This is a genomic window from Krasilnikovia sp. MM14-A1259, from assembly GCF_047159535.1.
Classification (GTDB): Bacteria; Actinomycetota; Actinomycetes; order Mycobacteriales; family Micromonosporaceae; genus Actinoplanes.
The window spans coordinates 5,079,778-5,091,782 of sequence record NZ_BAAGAJ010000002.1 but is presented as its reverse complement, the minus strand read 5'-3'; the positions used below and the strand labels follow the sequence as shown (position 1 = coordinate 5,091,782).

Genomic DNA, 12,005 nt, shown 5'->3' with positions numbered 1-12,005 from the left:
TTTCGCCGACGGCGCACCCCCGGGTCCTGGATCGAATACCCGGACGGCTCGACGGACGCCGTTCACGCTGCCGGCCTCGATTCCCCATCACGAAGCAAGGAGCAACTCACGCATGTCCATCGACCCGAGTACGACCCCGAACACCGACAACCCCACCGCTGACGGGGTATGGACCGAGGAACGCATCCGCGCGCTCGGCGCCGTCACCGACCTACCCACCGCCGCCCAGATCTTCGGCATCGGCCGGGCCCTGGCCTACAACCTCGCCAGGGATGGGACCTTCCCGGTGCCGGTCATCCGCGCCGGCACCCTCTACCGGATTCCCGTCGCACCGATCCTCGCGACCCTGCATCTGACCAGCGGCGCCGACTTGACCCCGGCCGCCGAGCAGAGCGTGGATCACCACCGGGACCGATCAGAAGGACCGCAACCCCGGTACCAGCCCACCCCGACTTCAGGAGAACCGTGAACAGGCAACTACTCGGCGCCTCCCGCAAGAGTGACAACAGCGGTGAAGGCGCCGTCTTCAAACGCTGCAGCTGCAAGGACCCCGATACCGCACGACGCCTCAACGCCGGCTGCCCGAAGCTGTACCGCGCCGGCGGCGGTTGGCATCCGCACCACGGGTCCTGGGGCTACCAACTCGAACTCCCCCACCACCCCGGCCGACCGCGTCGCCAGCTACGGCGGACCAGCGGCTTCGCCCTGCGCGAGGCCGCCACCGCGGAACTCGACCACGCCCGCAGCCTGCTCGACCTCGCTGGAACAAGCCCGCAGCGACGCGAGATCGCCGACATGCTCGCCGCGTGCAAACGCGGCACCCCACTGCCCGACCGCGACACCGTCGCCAAACGCGTCAAGGCCGGCGTCGCCGTACACACCGACAAGACCACCGGCGCGTGCCTCGCCATGTGGCTCAAGGGACGGCGCGGCCTGGCCGAGCACACCATGCGCGGCTACTCCGACCACATCCGCCTCTACCTGACCCCGCACCTCGGTGACGTGCCGATCCAGGACCTCAACCACCACCACATCAACGCTATGTACGACGCTCTCGACGAACGCAACGCCGACATCATCGCCGCGAAGTCCAGCCCCGACCCGCGCGTGCAGGCATCGGTGCGCGGAGTCCGGCCGCTGGGCGCCTCCAGCCTGCAACGGCTACACGCCACCCTGCGCAAATTCCTCAACGACATGATCCACACCTACCACCTGCGGGACTCCAACCCCGCCATCGGAATCGAGCTACGCCCACAGAAGAAACGCAAACCCAAGGTATGGACGAGCGCCGCCGTGGCCCGGTGGAACAAGACCGGAGAGCGCCCCGGACCCGTCATGGTGTGGACCCCCGCACAAGCGGGCGAGTTCCTGGACTTCGCCGAACGTCACGACACCGCCCTCTACCCGCTGTTCCTGCTGATCATGTACCGCGGCCTGCGCCGCGGTGAAGCCTGCGGCCTGCGCGAGCACGACGTCGACTTCGACGACCACATCATCACGGTCGTCCAGCAGATCACCGCCGTCGGCTACCAACCCGTCACCCGATTCGTGAAGAGTGACGCCGGGGAACGCATCATCCCCGCGGGCCCGAAGACGGAGGCCGTCCTGCTGGACTACCGCCGGCGACGCGACGGCTGGCGACAGGCCAGCGGCGACGACTGGCCTGACACCGGCCTGTTCTTCGTACGCCCCGACGGGCAGGCATGGCACCCGCAAGCGGTCAGCGACCGATTCGAACACCTCGTCGTCAAGAGCGGCCTGCCCCCCGTGCGCCTGCACGACCTGCGGCACGGTGCCGCCACGTATCTCCGCGCAGGCGGGGCCGATCTCAAGGAGGTCCAGGAACTCCTCGGGCATGCCCGAGTCGGCACCACCTCCGACATCTACACCAGCGTGCTGCTGGAGTTCCAACGCGAGCACGCCGACACCGCCGCCGACCTCATCCCCCGACGACCACCCGCCGCCTGATGGGATCGACGGCACCGCAGCAGCGCAGACGGGCCTCTCCCAAGCCGGGAGGGGCCCCGCTTTCGTCATCAGCGTCCGTCGACCGTGGTGCGACCGATGGCAGCGTGGGACGCGGCCCGCACCGGCCCTGTCGATCTGGTGCCGACCCGTTCACCACGCGGGGCAGGGACGGTAGCATGTCAGAACGGGGTATCTCGGGAGCTATCCAGCCTCCCGGCGGCATCCCGGACGGAGGTACGCACAGTTGTGGGCGACGTCGGTGCCAGGGCTATTCACGCGAACGCGCGCCTGGTTACTGCGCGAAGCCGGCTGCAGTCTCCCTCCGGGTCCGGCCTGGCTCTGTCCCGCCTGGAACTGGCGCAGGCTGTCACCGCGTACCTGTGGGCCACCCACCAGGACGATGATTCCATCGATGCCGCCTACATTGGGCAACTCGAACAGGGCCGGATTCGGTGGCCACGCGCTCGCCGCCGCGAGGCATTGAGGGCGGTTCTCGGTGTTTCCACGGACGCCGACTTGGGATTCTTTCACGGTCCGCGGGGCCCAGTCGCCCGCGGCGAGGATCCGCGGACGCGGGTGGCCCAGCGCCTCAGCCGGATGCAGGTTGCGACCGGTAGAGAACCAGTAGAGCTAGGACGCCCACCAGAAGACCCGAGTGCGCTGACGGTGCCGTGGCACCTACCCCCGGAACTGCGTGACGATCCCGGCCAGGACGTTGCCAGCGGTTTCTTCGACGACAGTCAGCCGCCTGGCGCGGTCAGTGTTCACGTTCGTCGGCGGACGCTGCTGTGGGGGTTGGCCACGGTCACCGCTGCTGCGGGTCTGCTTACCCCTCAGTCGGGGGCCCGCCGCCGGATCGGCAGTTCCGATGTGGCGCGACTCAACGCGTTGACCACGCTGTATCGCACCACGGACCATCAGTTCGGCGGTGGCGCGCTGGTCGACGACGTCGGCGTGTTCGCCGAGTCAGTGTCGGCGCTACTCGACCACAGGGTCGACGAAAGGCTGCGACCGAAACTGGTGACGGCGATCGCGAACGCCCGTGACCTGGCTGCATGGACCGCGTTCGACGCGTGTCGGCACAGCGATGCCCAGCGGCACTTCGCGGCGGCGGAACGGTACGCGATCGAGTCCGGTGACCGGCAACTGGTCGCGCACATCCGATATGGCCAGGCCAAGCAGATGCAGCACCTACGTCACAACCGGGAGGCGCTGGAGATCCTGCACCTGGCGCGCCACCGGCTCAACCCGACCCCGGCGATAACCGCCATCCTGTCGGGCGCGCAAGCGGCTTCATTGGCCGCGCTCGGCGACGCCGACGGCGCGGAACGCGCGCTGGGCATCTCCAGCGAGGCGTTCACCCGGGTGGCCCCGGGAAGCGAGCCGGAGTGGCTCGGCTTCTTCGACGAAGGGGAACTACTCGCGCAGTACGGCCGGGTCTACCGCGACCGTGCCCGCGCCGATCGGCGGCACGGCGAGGCAGCGGTGTCCTGGGTCAGCGCGGCGATCGAGGCATTCGGGCCGCAGAGCGTCCGCAGCACGGTCCTGAACCAGGTGGGCCTCGCCAGCGCGTACTTCCTCGCGGGTGCTCCTGAGCTGGCGCTGCAGGCCGGGAACCGGGCCCGGCAACACGCCACCGCGGTAGTGTCGCCACGGGTCCAGGAACGACTCGCCAACCTGCGCCGCGACGCCCACCCGTACCGTGACGTGCCTGAGGTCGCCGACTTCCTTCACACCCTGCCCACCGTGGCCGCCAGCAGCCGATGAGCGGCGTTGACGGACGGTTCACCGAACAGGCCATGCGGCAGAGCCTCGCCCGGATCGCCGCGAAGACTGGCATCGACGCCGCCGGTGCAGACCTGATGCGGCTGACGAACAACGCGGTGTTTGTGCTGCCGGCCGCAGGACTGGTCGTGCGGATAACCCGAACACACCGACTGCACGCTCGCGTACACAAGGTTGCCGCGCTCGGCGCATGGTTCAAGACCGTCAACGCGCCGACGATCCGGCTCGCCGGCGGGATCGCCCAGCCAGTCGTCGACGGGCCGCTGCTCGCCACGGTGTGGGAGTATGCCGACGGGCCCGGACGGCGCCCGGACGCTACCGACCTTGGCGCCGTCCTGCAGGAGTTCCATAGCCTTGAACAGCCGCCCCACCTGCTGCCGAAGTGGGATCCGATCGGTGACGCCCGGACCCGGATGGCTGACGCCGAAGGCCTCGACGCCCGCGATCGGGACTACCTGCTCGAATGGTGCGCCCGGCTGGAACCGCAGCTCCGGGACTTCGCCGCTCGCGGCAACCGGCGACTGGTCCATGGCGACGCGCACGAAGGGAACCTCGTACGCGACCGATCGGGACGGATCCTGCTGTGCGATTTCGACGCGACCTGTGTCGGGCCGTGGCAGGTCGACCTGGTGCCCGCACCTGCGAATGAAGCCCGGTTCGGGCGCACCGGCGGACACGCACCACTCGCCGCAGCGTACGGATACGACATCACTCAGGACCCGCAATGGCCGCTGCTACGGGAGGCCCGCGAACTGAAGATGATCGCTGCGGCGGTGCCGCTGTTGGCCAGCGCACCCGGTGTCGCCGACGAGTTCCGACTGCGCCTGGACTCCGTCCGTTTCGGTGACGAGACGGTACGGTGGACAGCGTTCGGTGACCTGCCTCGCTGACACGACCACCTCGTGCCTTGAGCACCCGCTGGAACCCGATTCTTTGAAGCGTTGGTGATCGAATTCGGGGCGATTCCATGAAAGCGGGAGAACTCAGGGTTAGGAGCTCCGGCTGGCGTCGCCGTGCTCATGCCGGAAGTAGTCGATGCCGACCTGGACGATTCTATTAGCGGCGGCCGGATCGGTGAGCTGGATGGTGCGATCCCGCGATCCTGCCCGGCACGGCTGCCAGTCCGATCTCCAGTCCTGGCCGGCGAGGCCAGGATCGAGGAACTGCGACCTGAGCGCGTGGAGCTGGCCCACGTGGTTCCGTGGCTACTTGCACGACTGATCTACGGACGCGCCTGGCCGGGCTCGGTCGAAATGACCGGCGGGAGGGTCTGTTTGCGGCGCCACGCCGCGGTTGTTGCGGCTCTCGTCGGGCACTCTGGCCGAACCTGATGAATCACCAGCCTCAACTCGGTGCAGAATCATCATTGGAAACTGCAGTGTCATGACGGCCTCGGTGCGCTACGCCCTGGAGCCATATCTTCGTGCAGACCGGGGCAGTTTGTTACGACACCCTGCACGCTACTGGTGTGGGACAATACGGCATATCCGAGGATGAAACGTGGCACGCGCGGCCATCCTGGAGCAGGAGGCGACGCAGGCCGGGCAGCGCCTCGAGGCGGCCCAGTCCCGACCTCTACAGTCCTCGACGAACCGGCTCGTGCAGAAATCAAGATCCCGCAAGCACTCTACAGGGGAGATTTCCATGCACAATGACTCTCCGCACAAGTTAATTCGAGACCCCGTGCATGACTATGTCAAAGTCCCACGTGCTCTCCTGCCGCTGGTCAGATCGCCCGAGGTACAGCGGCTCCGACATATATCGCAGACGGCAATGGCAACATCAGTCTACCCTTCCCTAACGGGAACCCGATACGAACACGCTTTGGGTACAATGCACCTCGCCATGGCGGCATGGGACTTGGCATGGGAGCGAGCAAGTCCGGAGATTCGAAGCAAGTTTATTGGCGAGCTTCAAGACGAGCTGCGAGCCCGCGAGGATAAGTTGGATGCTTCATCCAAAGAACTGGCCCACCAAGACTGCAGCGCCGCCACGTTAACGCGTGTCGTGGGGTATGCCGTCGGCGCAGTTGGGCTGACTCACGACATAGGGCATGCCCCATTCTCCCATGCTCTAGAGCCGTTCTATGAGGATAATATTGCAGCTATTGCGGATCCAGCCACACTGACGTCATGGCAGAAGTACCAAGAGGACGTTGGAATAGGGGAACCACAGTTCCACGAATTCGCTGGTAAGACAATTCTCGATAGGCTGCTAGCCCGGCAAAATTCCAACGAACTTCCGCGATACCTAATAGCCCGGATTTTCGCCGCCCGAGGCAAGGCGCCATTTGACTGGGCGGCGTGCCTACACGGCCTTTTAGACAGTGAGTTCGACGTGGATCGGCTGGACTACCTGCAACGAGACGCGGGGCGGGCTGGCACCGAGTTTTCTGCAATCGACTCAGGTCGCTTGCTCAACCTGCTCGAACTACATTGGACGGACGAATGGGGCTGGGTATTCGGCCTTGATCTACGTGCGCGATCGGCGATGGAAACCTTCCTGTTCCAGCGAGTTCAAGCGTATGTCTGGATGTACCTTCATTCGGGGGTTGTGGCAAGTAATGCTTTCCTGGTTCGAGCCGTCGAGGCGCTATGGAGACTGAGCAACGACGAATCGTTGCCTGCAAGCCTGCGGGCCGAGTTCGGCGGTGGTAGACCGCAGTTCCTCGATTATGTCACGTCGGCAAACGCGGGTGCCCCTAGCCATTTCATAGATGATCACAGCATCTATTCTTGGATCAAGAGCGGCCAAATTGCGGCCCGCCGAAATGTCGACTCCCACGACGGCACCGGTGACGTCAGGGAGTTTCAAATTGCTCAGGTGTTGTGTGAAGAATCGCTTTACCATGAACCGCGTTATGTTCCACTGTGGAGAACCTTCGACGAGCAAGCAAGGCTGTGCAGCACGTTCGCGGATCGTGGGATCTCTTTGGCGACGTTCGCAGAGCGTTGGGGCGATAGACCGTCCTCCCACGCGTTGCGTGGATCGGCCAGTCGTGACACGTTGTGCGGCGCCGCACTTGACTTTAACAAGATCGTGCAGGCTCACAATGGAGGAATTCGGCTGCTAGAGGAAATATTGAACAAGCAGGCTCCAGTCGTTGGCCCGCTCGGCCAAGGCAAATGGGTTCTCAGTTTCGCCAAGCTTCAGCCTGTCTCGCCAAAGCAGAAATCCATTCATTTGTTCAACGGACCGACGCCTGTGAGGATGACAGATGTCAGCCCGGTCGTGCGTGGATTGACCGATTTGTGTAATCAGCGAATAAAGCTACATGTCTACTTCTTGTTAAACTCTGAGACGCGGTTTCACAAAGAAGGAGTTCGCAAGCAGGCGGGCTATCATCTTCATGAACCCTTCCAGAAAGCATTCAAGAATTGGCTGGAGATTATCGCATGAGTGGTCCGGAAGCGTTAGTGGTTGCTACACCAATTCCGCCACGTCCATACAACCTCGACATAATGGATGCAATCGTCATTTTTCTGGCGGAGGCCGATGAGAGTGATCTGTGGAGAGTCGAGCAGATCATTGAGGGAACCGAGAAGTGCCTTCACGAAGCTCAGATGTCGAAATACTCGCAGTCTGCGATAGAGTCAACGCTCGACTGCCTGGTCGACGGATGGGGTTTGTTGGAGTGGTGTGATCCAATTCATCTACAGCTCACCGAAGACGGGCGTCAGGCACGGCATTCTTATCTTCAGTCAAGGCAAAAATCCGTGCCGCTAACCCCACACTCGCAAAAGTCCTCAACGCTCAGCTACAGGGCGACGAGGACTTCCACAGACGCCGAAGGACGTCCAATCTTTCCGAATGATGATTCGCCCGGCTTCTAGGTGACAGGCCAATCAAATCGACCTATTTCCTCAGGGTACGAGTTGAGGGTGTGTCGTTTAACCTCCGTAGCCGCTATTTGATCCCGTCGCCGCACGCCACAGTCAAGGCGTGTGGATACCGACACCACCATGGCACTCCGGAACGAACATTAGTTTCCAAGTGAAACCCGACATCGAACAGTCCGTACAGCCAAATTTGGTCAGAACCTCTCCTGTGACGTGCCTAGCGAGTTACTTTCGGTGTCATGGAGGATCCTGCTGACGAGAACATCGATGATTGGTCGTCCGCGTCCCTTGCTGATCTCGCGGCCGAGTATGGCAGGATTGAGGCGACCCTGCAGAAGCTTGCAAGGGAGGTGGAATTCAGCCTGGATGCGGCCCTCAAGAAGTCCGGGATCAAGATTCATGCGGTTTCCTCGCGAGTTAAGGATCTGGATTCCGTTCTCGAAAAGGTAGATCGGAAGAAGTATCGAGCCCCATTGACGGAAATGCAAGACCTCGTAGGGGCCAGGATCGTATGCCTCTTCATGCCTGACTTGCTCAACATCAGGAAGATGTTGCACGACACCTTCGACGTGCTCCAGGAAGAGGACAAAATTAACACCGAGGACGTGGCCTCATTCGGTTACATGTCCGTGCACTATGTGTGCCGACTCGGCGATTGGCACTCGGGTCCGCATTACGAAGGGATCTTGCAGCAGGTATTTGAAATTCAAGCCCGCACAATTGCGATGGACGCTTGGGCGAATATTTCACACCATCTTGCATACAAAGGCGAGGCAAGTATTCCGCAAGCCCTGCGAAAGGATTTCCACGCATTGAGTGGGTTGTTCTACGTTGCTGACCAGCATTTCGAGATGTTTGTCAAAGCCGCAAAGGAGGTCGAAATTGATGCACGGAGAGAAATTGCCGAGTCGGACACAAACTTCCATGGAGTGTTGCTGAACGCAGAAACTCTGCTGGCCTACGTGCGGGCACGGCACCCTGGCCGACGGAAGTCCGACAAAGCCGAAGCGTCAAGTTTTGCCGAGGAACTACTTCGGGCTGGGTACTCGACGATTGAGCAACTTCATGACGTGGTGCTCAAAGGACAGGAACAGGCGGCACTCGAAGACTCGCGGCGCGAGCAGCCTTATTCCGACCTTGGCATGATCCGAGTCGCCGTTACGGCCGCTGATGAAAACTACAGGTCGCTCCTCTACAGCAAGTTCGGAATTGATGACGTGTGAGCACGACAGCGCCAACTCGCCGCACTTCACTAAGAGGGCATCTGATCCCGAAGCGGGTGTTCACATCCGAGGCGTCTCCGTCGGTCTGCCGTCGGCGTTGAGCAGGCATGGGGATGGAATGACGTCCATATCGTAGCGACCTGTCGGATGGGCGATGGGCACTGATCGATCCGGTGCTGGTGAAATGGCGTGCCGAACGTCGAGGCTTGGGAATCGGGCGAACGACGCACTTCCTCCGCGAGATCGTCAACGCGATCTTGTACGTGGCTCGGACGGGAATTCCGTAGGAGTACCTGCCGCACCACTTCCCGCCGGCCAAGACGGTCTGTGACTACTACGCCAAGTGGGAGAGGCGCCCAGACCGCGCTCGCCCGTATGCGCGCCGATAGCCGTGAATTCTCGTCCGTACCTGTATTTACGCAGTTCGCGGGCATTTCTCGACGTTGACAAGACCGTCATCTCCAAGTCCATCCCGCTCAAGAGCGCCCCCGAAGCCAGCCCGCGCGGGGCGCGCACGAGGCGCGTCGGGAAGTGCCCCGGCCTCATCCACTGTCCGTGGTCTGGTCGCAATTCCGATCTTGGATTCGAACTGTCCACATCACCATCCCACCGGTTGAAGGCGCAGTTCAGGACCGGTCCCGCGGCTAACTCACCTGGTTATTCACCGGGTTAGTCGGGGTTCCCCGTTTGCGGACCGATCGGTGATCGTAGGCACACAACCCGCGACGTACCGGTGTCGCGGTGACCTGCCGACGGATCGGGACAGCCGTCCCGTGAGTGCGGCCGGTCCGCCGTCGAGGAGGAATTGATGACGTCGCCGCATGCCGACGCGGTCCTGTCCGGGCTGCGGTCCTCGCCGCTGTGTGCCCTCGTGCTCGAGGTAGATCGCCGCCATCGCGCTGACGTCGGCGGACGCTGCACTTCCTGCGGCGTCTGCCCATGCCCTACGGGGTTACGCCGAGCGGGTCATGGCAGCGGCTGATATCCATCCTGCCGAAGCCGCAGAACAAGCATCGTGTGGCGCTCGGCCGGAACAGCTGAACGTGACGCGGGCGTTCCCCCCGTCACGTCAGTATGCCCGAGGTCCCATCCGGACCCGTGGCCGTAAGCCGCAGGATCAGGCGGACCGCACCGGGCCCGCCGCGCGTATCCGCAATCGACGACCGCGTACGGCGCCGGCCGTCCCGGCAGCTCGCGCTATGCGCCCCCGAGCCGCGCCCGCCGTCACTGCCGACCCGAAAGGCGTGGCGGCGGGCTGCGCACCAACTCGCCCAGCACTGCGGCGAGGCAGCACAGGCCGTCCCGCTGGTCCCTTGGTTCGAAACCTCGTGGGCGATTCTCGGTGACAGAGGCAGTGGAAGGATGACAGTCCGATATCCGGTGGCCACGGCCACTGGAACCAGTCGGCGAGCGCCGGATACCCAGTCCCGGCAGACACCACCCGTGTACAGGCGACGGCGCGTCCGGAGGGCCAGCATCGTGCTGCCTCGCCATGTGTCCACCCCCATCCGCGAGGCCGTGAGGACCGGGGCCGTACCGCGTGGGGGTAATGGCTCCGGAGCAGGACGATGGCCGCTGCTGGCCGACGACATGTTCCGCGTCGCGCAACGCGATCACAGCGGTGTCCCGGTGCTGCACCCCGGCGTGGCTGGGCTCGAGCTGGCCGCCACGCTGCTCGGCGAAGCTGCAGGCCTTGGCTGAGGCACCCTCGGCTTTTCCCCTTTTGCACCGCTCGGATCGGCACACCATCGGAGGAATCCCGTGCGACCCGCGACCCAGCCCTCATTTGCACCTCTAACCGCAGGCAATCCAGATCCGCTCACCCAGTTCGGCTACCAGCCGACTCTGCCGCGCACCCTGCGGACCCGTGACCTGGCGTTCTACGGGCTGATCTTCATGGTGCCCATTGCGCCGTTCGGCATCTTCGGCAGCGTGTTCAGCGTGTCCGGCGGAATGGTCGCGCTGGCCTATGCGGTGGGCCTGGTGGCGATGCTGTTCACGGCCTCCTCGTACGCGCAGATGGTGAAGGCGTTTCCGATGGCCGGCTCGGTGTATTCCTACGCGGGCCGTGCGATCGCCGCGGCGGTCGGGTTCCTGGCCGGGTGGACCATCCTGCTCGACTACTTCCTTGTGCCGGGCCTGCTCGCGCTGGTCGCGGCGGTGGCCATGAACGCTGTTACACCGGCGGTGCCGGTGTGGGCGTGGATCGCCGTGTTCGTGTTGGGCACCACCGCCGTCAACCTGCGTGGGATGAGGTTGACCGCTGCGATGGTCCGGATCTTCCTGATCGGTGAACTGGTGGTGCTGGCCGTGTTCCTGATGGTCGGCGTGGCCGCGATCGTCGCGGGCAAGGGCAACGGCCTGCCGGCGAAGGCGGCGTGGTTCGACAGCGCCGCGTTGTCCTGGACGGTCGTGGCCGCCGCGGTGTCGGTGGCGATGTTGTCCTTCCTGGGCTTTGATGCGATCTCGTTGTTGGCGGAGGACAACAAGGGCGCTCCGAACCAGATCGGCCGGGCCATGTTCGCTGCGCTGGTCCTGGCTGGTGCCCTGTTCATCGTCCAGACCTGGGTGGCCGCCCTGCTGGTCCCCCGTCCGGGTGCGCTGGTGGCCGACGGCGACCCGGCGGGGACGGCGTTCTACGACGCGGCCCGCGTAGCAGCGCCCTGGCTGGGCGCGCTGACCGCCGTGGCGACCGCGCTGGCCTGGGGTGTGGCCAACACGCTGGTCGCGCAGGTCGCCACGACCCGGCTGCTGTTCGCGATGGGCCGGGACCGGCAGCTACCTGCGTTCCTGGCCAAGGTGTCGCTTCGCAGAGCGGTGCCGGTCAATGCCTACCTCGTCGTCGCCGCCTTATCGCTCGGCCTGGGCCTGTACATGGCCTCCCGGGACGACGGCATCGGCCTGCTCGCCTCGATGGTGAACTTCGGTGCCCTGGTCGCGTTCATCACCCTGCACGTCTCGGTGATCTGGCACTACCTTGTCCGGGGCCGTGACCGCGGCCGCGAACGAAGCCTGTGGTCCCACCTGTTCGTTCCCCTCGTCGGCATCGGCCTGCTCGTGCTGGTAGCGATCAACGCGAACGTCATGGCGCAGCGGGTCGCGTTGATCTGGATGGGCGTCGGCGTGGTGATCCTGGGCGGCCTGTACGCGACGGGCCGCAGGCCCCGCCTGGCCGGGCAGGGCCGCTGAC

At 64.2% G+C, this 12,005-nt stretch carries 7 protein-coding genes and 1 pseudogene; all 8 read left to right on the top strand.

Annotated features, from left to right (window positions below; genetic code table 11):
• The first annotated feature begins 112 nt into the window (after nucleotides 1–112).
• The 8 genes and pseudogenes from ACMCNK_RS23135 (at nucleotide 113) to ACMCNK_RS23100 (ending at nucleotide 12,004) form a co-directional block, all read left to right on the top strand.
• The gene (locus ACMCNK_RS23135) at nucleotides 113–469 is read left to right on the top strand and encodes a DNA-binding protein (protein WP_412738476.1); all 357 of its coding nucleotides are present in this window, start codon (nucleotides 113–115) and stop codon (nucleotides 467–469) included.
• Complete coding sequence (locus tag ACMCNK_RS23130; protein WP_412738475.1) at nucleotides 466–1,968, top strand: tyrosine-type recombinase/integrase; 1,503 nt, start codon at nucleotides 466–468, stop codon at nucleotides 1,966–1,968. Before ACMCNK_RS23135 ends, ACMCNK_RS23130 begins: the two co-directional genes overlap by 4 nt.
• Before the next feature lie 666 nt (nucleotides 1,969–2,634).
• Nucleotides 2,635–3,735, top strand: coding sequence for a hypothetical protein (locus tag ACMCNK_RS23125; protein ID WP_412738474.1), 1,101 nt, complete (start codon nucleotides 2,635–2,637; stop codon nucleotides 3,733–3,735).
• Nucleotides 3,732–4,643, top strand: a complete 912-nt coding sequence (locus ACMCNK_RS23120; RefSeq protein WP_412738473.1) for a phosphotransferase family protein — start codon at nucleotides 3,732–3,734, stop codon at nucleotides 4,641–4,643. Before ACMCNK_RS23125 ends, ACMCNK_RS23120 begins: the two co-directional genes overlap by 4 nt.
• 955 nt (nucleotides 4,644–5,598) lie before the next feature.
• Nucleotides 5,599–7,152: a hypothetical protein gene (locus ACMCNK_RS23115; RefSeq protein WP_412738472.1), complete on the top strand. Its 1,554-nt coding sequence runs from the start codon at nucleotides 5,599–5,601 to the stop codon at nucleotides 7,150–7,152.
• 679 nt (nucleotides 7,153–7,831) lie between these two features.
• The gene (locus ACMCNK_RS23110; RefSeq protein ID WP_412738471.1) at nucleotides 7,832–8,815 is read left to right on the top strand and encodes a GTP pyrophosphokinase family protein; all 984 of its coding nucleotides are present in this window, start codon (nucleotides 7,832–7,834) and stop codon (nucleotides 8,813–8,815) included.
• A 140-nt stretch (nucleotides 8,816–8,955) separates the two neighbouring features.
• Nucleotides 8,956–9,186 (top strand): annotated as a pseudogene (locus ACMCNK_RS23105) (transposase); the annotation flags it as partial.
• Nucleotides 9,187–10,576: 1,390 nt separating this feature from the next.
• Nucleotides 10,577–12,004 (top strand): APC family permease, encoded by a 1,428-nt coding sequence (locus tag ACMCNK_RS23100; RefSeq protein WP_412738470.1) that lies wholly within the window; start codon nucleotides 10,577–10,579, stop codon nucleotides 12,002–12,004.
• The last annotated feature ends 1 nt before the right edge of the window (nucleotide 12,005 follow it).